Annotated in this window: 11 protein-coding genes; 8 read left to right on the plus strand and 3 right to left on the minus strand. The window is 60.0% G+C overall.

Annotated elements, in window-relative coordinates:
• Positions 1-29 precede the first annotated feature (29 nt).
• Positions 30-1,091: a dipeptidase gene (locus tag JNX03_RS01720; protein ID WP_203210753.1), complete on the minus strand. Its 1,062-nt coding sequence runs from the start codon at positions 1,089-1,091 to the stop codon at positions 30-32.
• Between the two features lie 109 nt (positions 1,092-1,200).
• Here JNX03_RS01720 and JNX03_RS01725 point away from each other — a divergent pair, with 109 nt between their 5' ends.
• From JNX03_RS01725 to JNX03_RS01750, 6 genes are all read left to right on the plus strand, one after another.
• On the plus strand, positions 1,201-2,109 hold the full coding sequence (locus JNX03_RS01725; RefSeq protein WP_203210754.1) for a LysR substrate-binding domain-containing protein: 909 nt from the start codon (positions 1,201-1,203) through the stop codon (positions 2,107-2,109).
• Between the two features lie 249 nt (positions 2,110-2,358).
• Positions 2,359-3,807: a glucose-6-phosphate dehydrogenase gene (gene zwf / locus JNX03_RS01730; protein ID WP_203210755.1), complete on the plus strand. Its 1,449-nt coding sequence runs from the start codon at positions 2,359-2,361 to the stop codon at positions 3,805-3,807.
• A gap of 11 nt (positions 3,808-3,818) precedes the next feature.
• Positions 3,819-5,627: a phosphogluconate dehydratase gene (gene edd, locus JNX03_RS01735; protein ID WP_203210756.1), complete on the plus strand. Its 1,809-nt coding sequence runs from the start codon at positions 3,819-3,821 to the stop codon at positions 5,625-5,627.
• Between the two features lie 3 nt (positions 5,628-5,630).
• Positions 5,631-6,278: a bifunctional 4-hydroxy-2-oxoglutarate aldolase/2-dehydro-3-deoxy-phosphogluconate aldolase gene (gene eda, locus JNX03_RS01740; RefSeq protein WP_203210757.1), complete on the plus strand. Its 648-nt coding sequence runs from the start codon at positions 5,631-5,633 to the stop codon at positions 6,276-6,278.
• A gap of 276 nt (positions 6,279-6,554) precedes the next feature.
• Positions 6,555-8,303, plus strand: a complete 1,749-nt coding sequence (locus JNX03_RS01745; protein ID WP_419584928.1) for an autotransporter assembly complex protein TamA — start codon at positions 6,555-6,557, stop codon at positions 8,301-8,303.
• The gene (locus JNX03_RS01750; protein ID WP_203210758.1) at positions 8,303-12,097 is read left to right on the plus strand and encodes a translocation/assembly module TamB domain-containing protein; all 3,795 of its coding nucleotides are present in this window, start codon (positions 8,303-8,305) and stop codon (positions 12,095-12,097) included. The genes JNX03_RS01745 and JNX03_RS01750 overlap by 1 nt, the downstream gene beginning before the upstream one ends.
• Positions 12,098-12,100: 3 nt before the next feature.
• Here JNX03_RS01750 and JNX03_RS01755 read toward each other — a convergent pair whose 3' ends face one another.
• On the minus strand, positions 12,101-12,661 hold the full coding sequence (locus JNX03_RS01755; protein WP_331000441.1) for a flavin reductase family protein: 561 nt from the start codon (positions 12,659-12,661) through the stop codon (positions 12,101-12,103).
• A 241-nt stretch (positions 12,662-12,902) separates the two neighbouring features.
• Between JNX03_RS01755 and JNX03_RS01760 the strand changes: the two genes are divergently transcribed.
• On the plus strand, positions 12,903-14,063 hold the full coding sequence (locus JNX03_RS01760; RefSeq protein WP_203210759.1) for a sensor histidine kinase: 1,161 nt from the start codon (positions 12,903-12,905) through the stop codon (positions 14,061-14,063).
• Positions 14,060-14,470, plus strand: coding sequence for a response regulator (locus JNX03_RS01765; protein ID WP_231024120.1), 411 nt, complete (start codon positions 14,060-14,062; stop codon positions 14,468-14,470). The genes JNX03_RS01760 and JNX03_RS01765 overlap by 4 nt, the downstream gene beginning before the upstream one ends.
• Positions 14,471-14,522: 52 nt before the next feature.
• On the opposite strand, the gene acs is transcribed toward JNX03_RS01765, so the two are convergent.
• A complete protein-coding gene (acs, locus tag JNX03_RS01770) occupies positions 14,523-16,478 on the minus strand; it encodes an acetate--CoA ligase (RefSeq protein ID WP_203210760.1) in 1,956 nt (651 codons plus the stop codon).
• Between the last annotated feature and the right edge of the window lie 130 nt (positions 16,479-16,608).

Here is a 16,608-nt window from a genome sequence, read left to right on the forward strand (position 1 = left end):
TTTCATTTTCAAATGTACGTGGCTCAGGGTTATTGACCCCAGGTTTTTTCAAGCACACGCATCCAGTTTCCATGGCAAAGTTTGGTCATCAACGCATCGTTGTAACCGTGTTTAGCCATGGCCTGTCTCAATTGGGGCAGAGTTGCACAAGACGTAAGCGCCTCGGGAACAACGGCCCCGTCATAATCTGATCCCATGCCGACCCGGTCTTCACCCAAGTGTTCTATCAAGTGGTCAAGGTGGCGCAGCATCTGTTCGAGTGGAACATCATCCAGCATCCGGCCATCCTCGCGCAGGAAGGCCACTGCAAAATTCAAACCCACCATACCATCACTTTCGCGAATGGCGGCAAGTTGTTTGTCGGTCAGGTTGCGGCTGTGCGGGCAGATGGCATGGGCGTTTGAATGTGTGGCCACAAGCGGTTTACCCGAATGCCGCGCGACATCCCAGAAACCGGCCTCGTTCAAATGCGACAGATCGATCATTATACCCAGCTCATCACAGCGCTGCACCAGTCGCAGGCCATGATCGGTCAGTCCCGGTCCGATGTCTGCGGTGCTGGGATAACGGAACGGAACCCCATGCCCAAAGATCGTGGGTCTGCTCCACACCGGGCCGATGGACCGCAGCCCCGCCTGATAGAGGATCTCAAGTGTGTGGAGTTCGGCGTCAATCGCCTCCGCCCCTTCGATGTGAAAAATCGCGGCCAGCTTGCCGCTGCCCAGCGTCGCCCGCAATTCTGCCACCGTGCGACAGACCTTCAGCGCACCGCGTTTCTCCAGATCAAACAACACCGCCGCCTGCGCCATCACCACGGGAAAGGCATCTTCCCAATCAATGGGCTCGGGCAGTGGTAGATCATAGGTCGGCTTGGACATTTCCGCGTATTTGAATTCAAGATTGCTGGGCGAGGGTACGTAAACCGCAAAGAAGCCGCCGCCAAATCCACCGGTCTGCGCTGAGGGTGTATCAATCGCGCCCTGCCGCCCGGTGACGAAAGTCTCGGACGCGGCCAGCCCGCCAGCGCGGTGCAATTTCAATAGAACATCATTGTGCCCGTCAAAGATGACGGGATGGGTAAATTCGGTCACGATTGTCTTGTCCCCCCGGATCAGGTCACTTTATTCCAGAAATTCTCATAGACCACAGATAAGGACATGATATTGTCTCATACACCGATGAGGATTCCGCAGCGCACCTATGGTTGTCAAAGCATGGCATAGTCTGTCCGAGTACCAGGCGCTCCGGGCGCTGATGGAAAGCGGCACCACCTCCAAGGCGGCGATCCGTCTGGGGTTGTCGCAATCTGCCATCAGCCGCTCGATCTCCAGCCTTGAGGCGCGCACAGGCAAGATGTTGTTTGAGCGTGACGGCGGACGGCTGCGGCCAACCGGTGAGGCTGCACAACTGAACCGCCGCCTTGATCCGTTGTTCGAGGCCTTGGACAGGATCGACGGGCCGCCGCAGGTCGCACAGGAAACCCTGCGGATTATCGCACCACCAACCTATGCCCACAGGTTCTTGGTGGAACACATCGCCAGCTTTCTCAAAACCAATCCGCATTTCTTTGTCAGCCTTGAGGTCGCCCCTTCTGAGGATGTGATCCGCGGCATTCTGGAAAACCGGTTTGATCTGGGTCTGACGGGGGTGGAACTGTCCCGTGATGGCGTCAAACTGACACCCTACCGCCGCTCCGGTGCGGTCTGCGCGATGCCTGCCGATCATCCGCTGGCCGCGCAGGATGTGATCCGGCCAAGGGATCTGCATGATCAAGCCTTGGTGGCGCTGTCCCATCGTCATGCCAGACGAGCGCAGCTTGAAAAGGTGCTGCACCATGTTGCCAGCAAACCCCGCATCGTCGCCGAGGCGTCGACCTCTTTTGCCGCAGTGGATCTTGCCAAGGCGGGACTGGGCGTAACGGTCGTAAACCCGTTCCCAATTGTGCAATACAGGTCCGACGATCTGGTGTTCCGCCTGTTCGAAAGCCAGATCGAGTACCGAAGTTATTTTGTCTCGCCCGATCACCGGCCTGCGCCCAGTGTGGCCCGTGCATTTATGCGCCATCTTCGGTTGCACACCGCCAAGGATAGGTTTTCAGAAAAGGCCTGACCGGTTAGGGAAAGGTGCAATTTCATGGTGAAGTGGTTGCCGCCGTGCCAAACTGGCACTCTGAAGGATCAAGAACAGCGCCCAAATAGGTTGGTTTTTTTCGAAACTGGTCATTGTTAGCGCTATCATTGCGCAAATCGCTGTGCTATTGGGCAAAAAAAGGATCTTTCGATCCGCTGTGCCGCAGGGCCGACTTGGGCCGTGCCAATCGTTTACCGGCCAATGGCCACCCGCAAAGGACCACGCCCCATGGTATCGCGCGTCATCCCTGTAGACCCTTTTGATCTGGTTATTTTTGGCGTCACCGGCGATCTGGCCCGCCGCAAAATTCTGCCCGGTTTGTTTCACCGCTTTCTGGTTGGCCAAATGCCGCAGGAGGCCCAGATCATTGGCGCTGCGCGATCAAAAATGACGAAAGAACAATTCCGCACTTCGGTGCGGGAAACCTTGCTCGAATTTGCCAAGGAGGCACCCGATAACGCAGAGACGCTGGATCAATTCCTTGAACGGCTCAGCTATGTCGCGGTCGATGCAACAGGGGCAGGGGGCTGGCCCGAACTGGCCCAGATGCTGCGCCCCGGATTGGTGCGGGCGTTTTACCTGTCGGTGTCACCGAACCTGTTTGGCACCATCGCGGCCAAGCTCAACGAGCATGACATCGCCACGGCCGAAAGCCGGATCGTGGTCGAAAAGCCCTTTGGTCATGATCTGGCCTCTGCACAGGCGCTGAACGCTGATCTGCGCCGCAGCTTTGCCGAGCATCAGATCTACCGGATTGATCATTATCTAGGCAAAGAAACCGTGCAAAACCTGATGGCGCTTCGCTTTGCCAATTCCCTGTGGGAGCCGCTCTGGAACGCGACCCATGTGGATCACGTGCAAATCACCGTGGCCGAAAGCCTGGGCGTCGAGGGGCGCGGCGAATATTACGACAAGTCCGGCGCGATGCGGGACATGGTGCAAAACCATCTGATGCAGCTTTTGTGCCTGACCGCGATGGAGCCGCCTTCGCGCTTTGTGCCCAATTCGGTCCGCGATGAAAAGGTCAAGGTGATCGAAGCGCTGGAGCCTGTGGCGCAGGCCGACATCGTGCGTGGCCAATATCGCGGTCGTGACGGCGAGGGCAGCTATCGCGATCATGCAGGTGATGACGCCAGCACCACCGAAAGCTTTGTCGCGATGAAGGTCAACATCGGCAACTGGCGCTGGGCGGGCACGCCGTTTTACCTGCGCACGGGCAAGAAACTGCGGGCGCGCACCTCCGAGATCGTCGTCGTATTCCGGGACCCGCCCCATATGATCTTCCCCAAGTTTGACAATCAGCGCGGCAATGCCCTGATCATCCGTTTGCAACCGGATGAAGGCATTACTCTGCGCACCACCATCAAAGAACCGGGGCCGGGCGGCATGCGGCTGGCCGAGGTCACACTTGATATGACCTTTGCCGAGGCTCTGGGCGAACATGCAGCACCGCAGGACGCTTACGAGCGGCTGATCATGGATGTGATCCGGGGCGATCAGACTTTGTTCATGCGCGGCGACGAGGTTGAGGCGGCTTGGGGCTGGGCCGACCCGATCCTGGATGAATGGAGCCGCAGCCGCACCACGCCCGAACCCTATGATCCCGGCAGTTCCGGCCCGGAAGACGCGCTGATGCTGCTGCACCGCGATGGCCGCCGCTGGCGCGAAATTGGCTGAAAGGACAGACCATGACACTGCATCCAACCGTTAAATCCGTTACGGATCGCATTATTGAGCGCAGCGCGCCAACCCGTGCCGACTATCTGGAGCGGATGCGCATCGCGCAGGGCAAAGGTCCGGCCCGCGCCCATCTGTCTTGCAGCGGTCAGGCCCATGCCTATGCGGCGTCGGGCGAGGACAAAGATGCCCTGGCGCAGACCAGCGCGGGCAATCTGGGCATCGTCACCACCTACAACGACATGCTCTCGGCGCATCAACCCTTTGAAACCTATCCCGAACAGATCAAAGCGGCGGTGCGGTCCATCGGCGGCACCGCGCAGGTGGCGGGCGGTGTGCCCGCGATGTGCGATGGCGTAACCCAGGGCGAAGCGGGGATGGAGCTGAGCCTGTTTTCGCGCGATGTGATTGCCCTCGCGGCCTCTGTCGCGCTCAGCCACAACACCTTTGACGCCGCTGTATTTCTTGGCGTCTGTGACAAGATCGTGCCGGGCCTTGTGATTGCGGCGCAGGCCTTTGGCCATTTGCCAGCCGTGTTCCTGCCCGCAGGTCCGATGCAAAGCGGTCTGGCCAATGACGAGAAAGCCAAGGTGCGACAGAGGTTTGCCGCGGGCGAAGTGGGCCGCGATGCCCTGATGGCCGCCGAGATGGCCGCTTACCACGGCCCCGGCACCTGTACCTTTTACGGCACTGCCAACACCAACCAGATGTTGATGGAATTCATGGGGCTGCACCTGCCCGGCGCCAGCTTTGTCACGCCAAACACCCCGCTGCGCGAGGCGCTGACCGTGCATGGGGCGAAACAGGCGCTGTTGCTGTCGGCCTTGGGGGAAAATTACACCCCGGTCTGCGATATTCTGGATGAACGCGCCTTTGTGAACGGGATTGTCGGGCTGAACGCCACGGGCGGCTCCACCAACTTGTTGATCCACCTTGTTGCCATGGCCAAGGCGGGCGGGATCATATTGGATTGGCAGGATTTTTCGGAGCTCAGCGACATCACACCTCTGATGGCGCGGGTCTATCCCAACGGTCTGGCGGATGTGAACCATTTCCATGCGGCGGGCGGTCTGGGCTATATGGTTGGCGAGTTGCTGAGGGCGGGCCTGCTGCATCCGGACACAAAGACCGTCGCAGGGACCGGACTGGCCCACTACACCCGCGATCCCAAGCTGCTGGATGGTGAATTGTCATGGCAGGACGGGCCGGAAACATCGCTCAACCCCGGTATTCTGCGCCCAGTGGCCGAAGCCTTTGCCCCGACGGGCGGTTTGCGGCGTTTGACCGGCAACCTTGGCACTGCTGTGATGAAGGTTTCTGCCGTCGCGCCAGAGCATCAGATCGTCGAAGCGCCCGTGCGGGTCTTTGCCGATCAGGACAGCGTCAAAGCTGCGTTCAAAGCAGGCGAATTGACAGGCGATGTAATTGTCGTGGTGCGGTTTCAGGGGCCGAAAGCCAACGGCATGCCTGAATTGCACAGCCTCACGCCGCTGTTGTCGATCTTGCAGGGGCGCGGGCAAAAGGTCGCGCTGGTCACCGATGGGCGCATGTCGGGGGCATCGGGCAAAGTGCCCGCCGCGATCCATGTCTGCCCCGAAGCCTTGGACGGCGGGCCGATCGCCAAATTACAGGATGGCGATGTGCTGCGCGTGGATGCGGTGGCAGGCACATTGCAGATCCTCACGGAGGGGGTGGCGGAGCGCCCTGCCGCCGCCGCCGATCTGTCGGGAAATCAGGCCGGAACGGGCCGTGAACTTTTTGCCATGTTCCGCAACACCGTGGGCGGTGCGGACAGTGGCGCAACAATTTTTGGAGGTTGATCCATGACCCTAAGCGCAAAAGCCGCAAGCCGCCAAACCCGAGCGATCTGCGCATTGGCCCCGATTGTGCCAGTTTTGGTGATCGACGATCCGGCCACCGCGCGCCCCTTGGCAGAGGCGCTGATCGCGGGCGGTTTGCCCGCCCTTGAGGTGACTTTGCGCACCCCCGCAGCGCTTGAGGCCATTGCGATCATGGCGCAGGTGCCGGGCGGACATGTCGGGGCAGGGACATTGATCACCCCCGAAGATGTTCGCGCCGCCAAGGCGGCTGGCGCGACCTTTGGCGTATCTCCGGGCGCGACGGAGGCATTGTTGGCGGCCTGCGCAGAAGAGGACATGCCGCTGCTGCCCGGCGCGGCGACAGCAAGCGAAGCGATGGCGCTACTGGCGCGGGGCTATGACATGCTCAAGTTCTTTCCCGCCGAAGCGTCTGGCGGCGCACCCGCGCTCAAGGCCATTGGCGCCCCTCTGCCACAGGTCAGCTTTTGCCCCACCGGCGGCGTCAGCCCTGCCAATGCGGAAAGTTACCTGTCACTGTCCAATGTGATCTGCGCAGGCGGCAGTTGGGTCGCCCCCAAGGATCTGGTCGCTGCGCAGGATTGGGATGGCATCACCGAGTTGGCCCGCGCCGCATCGCAACTGGGGCGCTAACCCGCATCCCATATGTGCGGATTATTGCCGCTTTTGCCCCGAATGACCGACAATCACGGAAAATTGCCAGATTTAGTGGTCTGAATGGCCCTCTGCCGCAAGAGACAGTTTGCGGCCACGGGAGAAATCACGCTAAATCGCCCTAAGTGCTTCGTCAGAGGTTTGACCGCGGACAACCGCGGCGGTGGTGTAGCGAAGGGCAATTGAGTGCGTGTGATGTCTATGGGTTTTCAGGCCGGGCGGTTGGCTGTGCTGAGCGCAGCCGTGTCTATTGGTATGGCTTTTGCGGCTGAGGCAGCGGATGTCCGCATCACTGGCGTGCCTGAAGGCAGCGATCTTTATCAAACACTTCTGGGCGGCTCGCTGTTGGTTGAGCAAGGGCAATCCGACACACAGCCCACCACGCAGGAAACCGTCGCGGCAGCGCAGGCCGATTATGGTCGTCTTCTGGCGGTGCTTTATGACAACGGGTATTTTGGCCCCGTAATCAAGATCACGCTGGATGGCACGGATGCGGCCAATATCCCTCCCGTCAGACCGCCGCGCCGCATCGACCGCGCGGTGATCTCGGTCACGCCTGGCCCCCTGTTCCGCTTTGGCGGTGTGGAAATCGCGCCGCTGGCCCCCGGCACAGAGCTTCCCGAAAGGTTTGCGAAGGGGCAAGTGGCAGGTCTGGGGGTTTTGAAAGAGACCGTGTCGGATGGCATCGACGGATGGCGGGCGCAGGGCCATGCCAAGGCCGCGCTGGCGGATCAACAACTGACGGCACGGCATCCTGACAAGACCATCAACGCCAGACTGCGCCTCGCCCCCGGACCCAAGCTGCGCTTCGGTCCGTTGCAGGTGAAGGGCAACAAGGATGTGCGCACCAAACGCATTCGCCAGATCGCCGATCTGCCAGTGGGCAAGGTGTTTTCGCCGGATGATCTGAAATTATCCCAGCGCCGTCTGCGCCGCACGGGTGCGTTCAGTTCTGCCGCCTTGATCGAGGCCGACATGATCGGGCCAGGCGATACATTGCCCATCACCGCCCAAATCACCGAAGCGCCCAAGCGTCGGTTCGGTTTTGGTGCAGAGCTGTCCTCGCTGGAAGGTCTGACGCTGAGCGGATTCTGGCTGCATCGCAACCTGCTGGGCGGGGCGGAAAGCCTGCGGCTGGAGGGTGAGGTCAAGGGCATCGGCGGCAATTCAGGCGGCGAGGATTACCGTTTGTCCGCGCGTTTTGATCGCCCGGCGACCTTTAACGCGGATACGGATTTCTATGCGCTGGCCAGCCTTGCGCAGTTGGACGAGGTCAATTTCTTCTCGCGCCAATTGGATCTGGAGGCAGGGATCAAACGCTATGCCAATGAACAGCGTACCTATACGCTGGGCCTTGGTTTGCGCCGGGCCGAGACCCGCGATGCCTTTGGTACGAACCGGTATACGTTGCTGACCCTGCCATTGTCGGCGGAGTTTGACTATCGCGATGACCGGCTGGACGCCAAATCAGGCTATTACCTCAAGGCTGCCGTGACCCCCTTTGTCGCGCTCAGCGGGTCTGACAACGGTTTGCGCACCTATGTGGACGCCCGTGCCTATCGCACTTTTGGCAGCGCCCGTCCGGTCACTTTGGCGTTTCGCGGACAGTTCGGATCGGTCTATGGCCCGGATCTGAGCACGGCGCCGGCGGATTACCTGTTTTATTCCGGCGGGGGCGGGACAGTGCGCGGACAACCCTATCAGGCACTTGGCGTTGATCTGGGCGGCGGCAACGTGGTTGGCGGGCGCAGCTTTGTCGGCCTGTCGGCAGAGGCGCGGATGTCCCTCACAGACCGTATCGGTTTGGTCGGCTTTGCCGATGCCGGCTATATCGGCGCGGAAGAATTTATTGACGGCTCGGGCGAATGGCATTCCGGCGCCGGGCTTGGCCTGCGCTATGCCACAGGCATCGGGCCGATCCGCTTTGACGTGGCGGTGCCGACCTCCGGCCCCGACACGGGCGAGAATGTGCAAGTTTATATCGGTATCGGGCAGTCGTTTTGATGGGTTGTTTTCGTTTCCTCCTCGTTATTGTGTTCTGGGCTTTGGGGCTGACAGCGGCCTTGGCCCAAGAGGATGACAAAGGCTTCTTGACCCGCAGCATCCAAGACGCCCTCAGCGGGGCGGGGCGCGATGTCAGTATTGATGGGTTCAAAGGCGCGCTGAGCTCCTCTGCGTCCTTTGACCGGATGACCATCGCCGACAGGGATGGCGTCTGGCTGACCCTTGATGGGGTTGAACTGGTCTGGAACCGGTCGGCCTTGCTGCGCGGACGTCTTGAGGTGGAAAAGCTTACCGCCCAAACACTGGACATTCCGCGCCTGCCTTTGCCCGATGAAAACGCATTGCCGCAGGCAGAGGCCACCCCGTTCAGCCTGCCGGAATTGCCGGTCTCGGTGGAATTGGCCGAATTCGCTGTGCGGCAGATCAATCTGGGCGCGCCATTGCTGGGCGAGGCGGCGCAGCTTTCGGTGCGGGCGTCGGCGCGGCTGACTGATACGGTGGCGGATGTGGATGTGACCGCAGATCGCACAGACGCCAAACGCGGCAGCTTTGCGATCCGGGCCAGTTTTTCCCGCAGTGACAACATATTGGATCTGCTGGTCAAACTCAGCGAAGGCGAGAATGGCATCGCAGCCAGGCTCTTGAACCTGCCGGGGCAACCTTCGGTGGATCTGCAAGTGGCAGGCAAAGGCCCGCTGGATGATTTTGCCACTGACGTTGTGGTTGCGACAGAAGGGCAGGAACGGCTGTCTGGCGAGATCACCATTGGCGCGCAGGCCCCGCGCCGCGCCAGCGACACGCCGGACCGGCGCATTCAGGCGGACATCGGAGGCGACATCACCGCCTTGCTCGCCCCGCGATATCGCGCCTTTTTTGGCGATGACGTGCGCCTGACTCTTGATGCGGTGCAGGAGGCCAACGGCGCATTGGCAGTGGATGCCTTCGCCCTCAAGGCGCAATCGGCGCAGGTACAGGGCAAGTTGGCGCTGAATGCGGAAAGCTGGCCTGTGCTCATCGACATCGACGGCCAGATCGCCAGCCCTGACGGCACGCCTGTGGTTTTGCCCGCAGGTGGCGCGGGTTTGAGCGTGGAAAAGACGGACCTGAAAATCGTCTATGACGCATCCAGGGGCGAAGCTGTCAAAGCGGTGTTTGATACGGCAGGCTTGGTCGCCGGCGGCACTGCGGTACGGCAAAGCCGGGTCGCGCTGGACGGGACATTGCAATCGGCGCAGGGCAATCTGCGGGCCTTTGACGGTGATGTGACGCTTGAGGCGACGGGCATCGCGCTTTCTGATCCGGCTCTGTCTGAGGCGCTGGGTGAGCGGATTACGGGCGCGGCGGCGGTCTCTTATAGCGAGGGCCAGCCCACCAGAATCGACGGTCTGACGCTGACCGGAACGGACTACGGGCTGTCAGGCATGGCTGTGGTTCAGGGGCTTGCCGAGGGCTTTGCCACCCAGTTGGATCTGCTGCTCAAGGCCGATGACCTGAGCCGGTTCTCGGCTCTGGCGGGGCAGGAACTGGACGGGCGCAGCGATTTGGCCGTGGCCGGTGAGGTGACGCCGCTGAGCGGGGAATTCGATGTGCAAATCAAGGGCACGACCCAGGATCTCGCCCTCGGAGTGCCGCAGGCGGATGCCCTGCTGCGCGGGCGCACGGTTCTGGATGTTTTGGCCAAACGCACTCCCGATGGTACCTTCCTGCGCGATCTTTCCTTGCGGAACGCGGCGCTGAACCTCAGCGGTGATGCCGAATTGCGCAGCGAAGGCAGCCGCGCTGAGCTGAACGCAACGCTCAAGAATATCGGGACGGTCCTGCCGCAATACAGCGGACCGGTGCAGGCGGCAGTGGTCGCTACCCAAGACGCAAGCGGCTGGCGCATCGAGGCGCAGACCGACGGGCCTTACCGCGCTGTGGCCACAGTGAACGGCGCGGTGACGCCTGCGGTGGATATCCGCTTCGATCTGGATGTGCCGGAGGTGCGCCCGCTGGCCGAACAGCTTAGGGGACCACTCAAGGCAACCGGCACGGTCAAACAAACCGACAAAGGCTTTTTCATCGACACGGCGGCCAGCGGCCCCTTTGGCGCTAAGGCGTTGGTCGAAGGGCTTGCCACAGGGCCGGACATGTCACTGACCTTTGATGTCTCGCTGCCCGATGTACGCCCGCTCGCCCCCGGTGTTTCCGGTCCCCTGGCGGCCAAAGGGGTCTTGCGGCAAACCCCGGAGGGGATCGCCGTGGATACGAATGCCACCGGACCTTATGCCACCCGCGCCTCTGTTCAGGGTGTGGTAACAGGCCCGAATGCGGCAGTGAACTTTACGCTGGCGATGCCAAACATCGGGGCTGTGGTGGACAAGGTGAACGGACCGCTCAACCTCACAGGCAACGCCCGCAAAGAAGGGAACGGCTGGCGTGTCGATACCGATGCAAATGGTCCGTCCGGCACGCAGGCCACATTTGCGGGGCTGATCAACACAGACGGCACGATCAACGCAACGCTGCGCGGGGATGCGCCCCTTGGCCTGAGCCGCCCGTTTCTGGCGCCGCGCAATTTGCAGGGGCAGGCCCGCTTTGATCTGGCAATCAACGGCCCGGCCGCGCTGTCCTCGCTCAGCGGGACGGTGGTCACGAACAATGCCTCCTTTACCGCGCCCAATCTGCGAGTCGCGTTGAACAATATCGCGGCAAAGGTCCAACTGGGCGGCAACCGCGCGGTGATTGATGTGCAGGGGCAAGCGGTCAATGGCGGCTCTCTGCAGGCAGAAGGGGCTGTGACCCTGACGCCCGCCTTGCCTGCCGATCTGAGCATTGTACTGCGCGATCTGGTGCTGATTGATCCCCAGCTTTACCAAACCTCGCTGCGCGGGGCGCTGCGCCTTGCCGGACCATTGACGGGCGGTGCAAGGATCAGCGGGCAGATCGACGTGGGCGAAACCAATGTGAGCGTGCCCTCGACCGGCATGACAAGCATTGGTGACATTCCGCAGATCACCCACATCGGCGCAACCCGGCCGGTTCTGTCCACCCGCAGAAAGGCCGGTTTGAACGGTGCAGGCGCGGGCACAGATCCAGCGGCGCGCGGTGGCGGGCCGGGGTTTGCTCTGGACATTCAGGTGAACGCACCGCGCCGCATCTTTGTGCGCGGTCGCGGACTGGACGCCGAACTCGGCGGCAGTCTCAAGGTGACAGGCAGCACCAACCGGGTGATCTCTACCGGTGCGTTTGATCTGGTCCGGGGACGGCTCGATATTCTGGGCAAGAGGTTCAATCTGGTCGAGGGATCGATCTCTTTCCTTGGGGATCTGATCCCTTTCATCCGCTTTGTCTCCTCGACCGATACCAAGATGGGTGAGGCACGGGTGATCGTGGAGGGCCCCGCCGATGATCCCAGGGTGTCGTTCGAATCCACACCTGATGCTCCGCAAGACGAAGTGCTTGCGCAGCTTTTGTTTGACCGCAACCTATCGGACATCTCCGCCTTCCAGGCGCTGCAATTGGCGGGGGCCGTGGCCACCTTGGCTGGCCGTGGCGGCGGCGGGGTGATCTCAAACCTGCGGGACGGTTTCGGTCTGGATGATTTTGATGTCACCACAAACAGCAATGGCGCCACCGCCGTGCGGGCGGGCAAATATATATCCGAGAACATCTATACCGATATAACCGCCGCCTCAGACGGCACTGGTGAGGTGTCCCTGAACCTTGATCTTACGCCAAATCTCAAGGCCAAGGGCACGCTTGGCTCAGACGGGAACAGTGGTCTGGGGATCTTCTTTGAGAAAGACTATTGAGGGTTAGCTGTTGGGCTGAAAACGCCCGAACCGGCCCTGATCAAACATCAACCCGGCGCCTTTGCCGCGTCGTTCTGTGACTTCGGTCACTTTGCCCAGAACGATCGAATGATCGCCAGCCGGATGCACCGCAAAAGTCTCGCACTGGAACGCGGCCAGACAGCCCGCCAGATGCGGTGTGCCCTGATCACCAGCGGTCCAGTCAAAGCGGTCAAACCCATCGCCGTTACGGGCAAAATGGTCTGCAAGGGGCTGCTGGTTGTCGCCCAATACGTGAATGCAGAAATGCGAGGCCTGCACGAAAGCGTCATGACGCTGCGAGCGTAAAGCAGGGGACCAAAGCACCAAAGGCGGGTCCAAAGAGATCGACGAGAAACTGTTGGCCGTCATGCCAATGGGCCCCATCGGGGTATCCACAGTGACCACGGTCACACCGGTACCAAATCGACCAAAGGCATGGCGCAGGGCCGCGCCATCGTCAGACTGCGGGGCAAAAGTGATCACATCGTCATCCATCGCGCCAAGCGGTGCCACGGCTGCCTGTAATTGTCCATAACGCGCCATGTGTGGTTGCGCCTTTTCTGTTCTGGATCGGTTTCTCAGACCTTCTATCTAGGGCGCGAATGCGCATTGCGCAGGGTCAAAATGCGGCATTTCCAAGAATTCTTCGCCCAGGTGAGTTTGAATTTGGTGTTTTGCGGCGCTGTGGGCGGCAAAATTCGAAAATTAACCTCTTCTCAAGAATTGCACTTTAGCGATCGTTCCACCCGCAAACCAGCACACTAACAGACATTCCGGAGCAGGTGTGAAAGACAACAATTATCTCAAAGCGGAATTGACCGATCTGATCCAATCGGACGAAAGCACCTGGAATTTTATTCAGCAAGGTTCGCTTGACGGAATCTGGTATTGGGATCTCGAAGATCCGGCAAACGAATGGATGAGCCCCGAGTTATGGGAACTGTTCGGCATTGACCCAGCAACCAAAACCCATTGCCCGGATGAATGGCAGGACATCATCTTTCCCGAAGATCTGGCCTTGGCGCTCAAGAATTTTGAGGCCCATTGTGCAGATCCCGAATGCCCATACGATCAGGTGGTGCGATACCGCCATGCGGATGGATCGGTGGTTTGGGTGCGCTGCCGCGGCCTTGCGATCCGTGATGAGACAGGCAAACCCATTCGAATGCTGGGCGCACATACAGATTTGACCGCTGTCAAGAAGTCGGAAGAAAACGCCCGCAATGGCTGGCGGGCGGCAGAACTGGCCAATTCTGAGCTGAAATCCTTTGCCTATTCCGTGTCGCACGACATGAAAGCCCCCGCAAATACGCTCAAGCTGCTTTTGGACGAGTTGGAGCATCTTGGCCTTGGCTCAGAGCGGTCCGAGGCACAATCCATTCTGGATATGGCCCAAAAAACTGTCACGAGGATGCAGACCCAAATCGATGATATTCTTGATTACACCAGTGTCATCGGCTTTGAGCCCAAGCTTGAACCGCTTGATCTGTCAAAGGTCGCAGCCGATGCCGTGGCCGCGTTGCAGGCCGATATTCGCGGCGCAAACGGTGAGGTGCAAATCGGCCCGCTGCCTTGGGTTGATGGGGCCGCCACCCAGATGAACATCTTGTTTCAAAACTTGATCAACAACGCGATCAAGTTTCACCGCGATGGTGTCGCGCCGGTGGTGCGTTTGGATGCAGAAACAGATCCGGCGAATGGCAAGGTTACTATTCGGTTCACCGACAATGGCATTGGCATACCTGAGGCGGATCAATCGCGCATCTTCGCCCTGTTTCAGCGGTTGCACACCCGCGAAAATTTTGCCGGAACCGGCATTGGTTTACCGCTGTGCCTGCGCATTGCGATGATCCACCAAGGCACGCTTGAAGTGGCATCCAATCCCGGCGAGGGCAGTTGTTTTTCACTGATCCTGCCCGCAAAATCTGGCGGAGAGATATCATGACAGACCAGGCCTCCATCGGTTGTGCAATGATTGTTGACGACGAACCCTTTGACCAAATGATGTATGAACGCATCCTGAAACGGTCCGGGCTGGTCGATCAGGTGATCGGTTTTCCATATGCGGCAGAGGCGCTGGAATACCTTGCGCGGGAGGACAGGCCCAAGGTCGATGTCATTTTTCTGGATATCAATATGCCGCGGATGAACGGCTTTGAGTTTCTGGAGGCGGCGAGCCGTGATCTTGGCCCCCGGTTTGTGAAAGTCTGCGTTGTCATGCTGACCACATCCATCGCGCCCGAAGACCGTGCGCGCGCTGCAAGCTTTGAGGCGGTGCGCGATTTTCTTTCCAAACCTCTCAGCCATGAAGACGTGGTGCATGTCGCCAATCTGCTGGCGGAGGTTGAATAGGGTCCGGCTCTGGTGATCTTGGGGCAGGGGGCCAGGGCCCCCCGCCATAAAATCAGCGGTTCATCCGGTTCTCGATCAGGTCATCCACCACCGACGGGTCGGCCAGAGTCGACGTGTCTCCCAAAGCGCCATAATCATTCTCGGCAATCTTACGCAGGATCCGCCGCATGATTTTGCCCGATCTTGTTTTCGGCAGGCCCGGCGCCCATTGGATCAGATCGGGGGAGGCAATCGGCCCGATTTCCGTGCGGACCCAATTGCGCAACTCAAGGCGCAGCTCCTCGCTTGGCTCTTCGCCGCCCATCAAGGTCACATAGCAATAAATGCCCTGGCCCTTGATCTCATGCGGATAGCCGACCACCGCCGCCTCGGCCACCTTGGCATGCGCCACAAGCGCACTTTCCACTTCGGCGGTGCCCATCCTGTGCCCTGAGACGTTGATCACATCATCGACACGGCCGGTGATCCAATAATCTCCATCTGCATCGCGTTTGCAGCCATCGCCGGTGAAGTAATAGCCGGGGTAATCGGCGAAGTAGGTTTTTTCGAACCGTTCATGATCGCCCCAAACGGTGCGCATTTGACCCGGCCAGCTGTTGGCGATGCACAACACGCCCTCAACAGGATTCTCCGTTAACACCTCGGCGGTGGTGGGCTCCAACACCACGGGTTTGATCCCAAAAAACGGCTTCATCGCCGCGCCGGGTTTCATGTCGTGGGCGCCGGGCAGCGGTGTCATCAAATGCCCGCCGGTTTCGGTCTGCCACCATGTGTCGACAATCGGACAGCGCCCGCCGCCCACCACATCGTTGTACCAATTCCATGCCTCGGGGTTGATCGGCTCTCCCACGGTGCCCAGCACCTTGATGCTGCTCAAATCGCATTTGGAAACAAAATCATTGCCTTGACCCATCAGCGCCCGAATGGCGGTCGGCGCGGTGTAGAACTGATTGACCTTGTGCTTTTCGCAAACCTGCCAGAACCGGCTGGCATCGGGATAGGTTGGCACCCCTTCAAACATCAGCGTGGTCGCGCCATTGGCCAACGGCCCATAGACGATATAGCTGTGCCCCGTGACCCAACCAACGTCCGCGGTGCACCAGTAAATATCGCCCTCCTGGTAATCAAAGGTGATCTCATGGGTCATCGCCGCATAGACCAGATAGCCGCCCGTGCTGTGCACCACGCCTTTGGGCTGTCCGGTAGAGCCGGAGGTATAGAGGATAAACAGCGGATCTTCGGCGTTCATCTCTTCGGGCTCACAGGTGTCGGCGGCATCTGCTGCCAAGGCGTTGTAATCAAAATCGCGCCCGTCCACCCATGTGGTCTGGCCGCCGGTGCGCTTGACCACCAGAAGTTTCACGCTGTCCGGACAATGCAGCAGCGCCTGATCGGCATTGGTCTTGAGCGGGGTGGCCCGTCCGCCGCGCGGAGCATAATCGGCGGTGATGACCACCTTTGCCTCTGATCCATTGACCCGCGCCGCCAGTGCATCGGGGGAAAATCCAGCAAAAACAATAGAATGAATTGCACCGATCCGCGCACATGCCAGCATGGCATAGGCCGCCTCGGGGATCATCGGCATGTAGATAATTACCCGGTCGCCTTTTCCAACGCCCATATCGCGCAGGATATTTGCCATCTTGCAGGTCTGGCTGTGCAGCTCGCGATAGCTGATGTGTTTGGCGTCTTCGTCGGGGCTGTCCGGCTCCCAGATGATGGCGGTTTGGTCGCCGCGGGTTTCCAGATGCCGGTCTATGCAATTGGCCGAAACATTCAGCGATCCATCGGCGTACCAGTTGATATGGACATTGCCCAAGGTGAAATCGACATCCTGCACCTGAGTGAAAGGTTTGATCCAATCCACACGGGCCGCTTGTTCGCGCCAAAACCCATCGGGATCATCCATGGATGCCTGATACATCTGGGCATACCGCTCTGCATTCACATGGGCATTTGCGGCCATCTCGGCGGATGGCGGATAGGTCTTGGCGGCGTCGTCGGACATGATGGTCCCCTCCCTTGGCAATCTGTCGTCTGTGATGCGTGCGGGCCAATGGCCCTTTGCATCCCTCCTGAGCGGATCATAGCGGGCTGAGAAAGGAAGGGAACACGCAACTGTGACGCCGAGCAGCCTT

Origin of the sequence: Sulfitobacter mediterraneus, assembly GCF_016801775.1 — a bacterium.
Classification (GTDB): Bacteria; Pseudomonadota; Alphaproteobacteria; order Rhodobacterales; family Rhodobacteraceae; genus Sulfitobacter; species Sulfitobacter mediterraneus_A.

Excerpts from the sequence above, each read along its gene's own strand:
- JNX03_RS01725 (WP_203210754.1), top strand. The coding sequence starts at position 1,201 with ATGGTTGTCAAAGCATGGCATAGTCTGTCCGAGTACCAGGCGCTCCGG.
- zwf (WP_203210755.1), top strand. The coding sequence starts at position 2,359 with ATGGTATCGCGCGTCATCCCTGTAGACCCTTTTGATCTGGTTATTTTT.
- edd (WP_203210756.1), top strand. The coding sequence starts at position 3,819 with ATGACACTGCATCCAACCGTTAAATCCGTTACGGATCGCATTATTGAG.
- eda (WP_203210757.1), top strand. The coding sequence starts at position 5,631 with ATGACCCTAAGCGCAAAAGCCGCAAGCCGCCAAACCCGAGCGATCTGC.
- JNX03_RS01745 (WP_419584928.1), top strand. The coding sequence starts at position 6,555 with ATGGCTTTTGCGGCTGAGGCAGCGGATGTCCGCATCACTGGCGTGCCT.
- JNX03_RS01750 (WP_203210758.1), top strand. The coding sequence starts at position 8,303 with ATGGGTTGTTTTCGTTTCCTCCTCGTTATTGTGTTCTGGGCTTTGGGG.
- JNX03_RS01755 (WP_331000441.1), bottom strand. The coding sequence starts at position 12,661 with ATGGCGCGTTATGGACAATTACAGGCAGCCGTGGCACCGCTTGGCGCG.
- JNX03_RS01765 (WP_231024120.1), top strand. The coding sequence starts at position 14,060 with ATGACAGACCAGGCCTCCATCGGTTGTGCAATGATTGTTGACGACGAA.
- acs (WP_203210760.1), bottom strand. The coding sequence starts at position 16,478 with ATGTCCGACGACGCCGCCAAGACCTATCCGCCATCCGCCGAGATGGCC.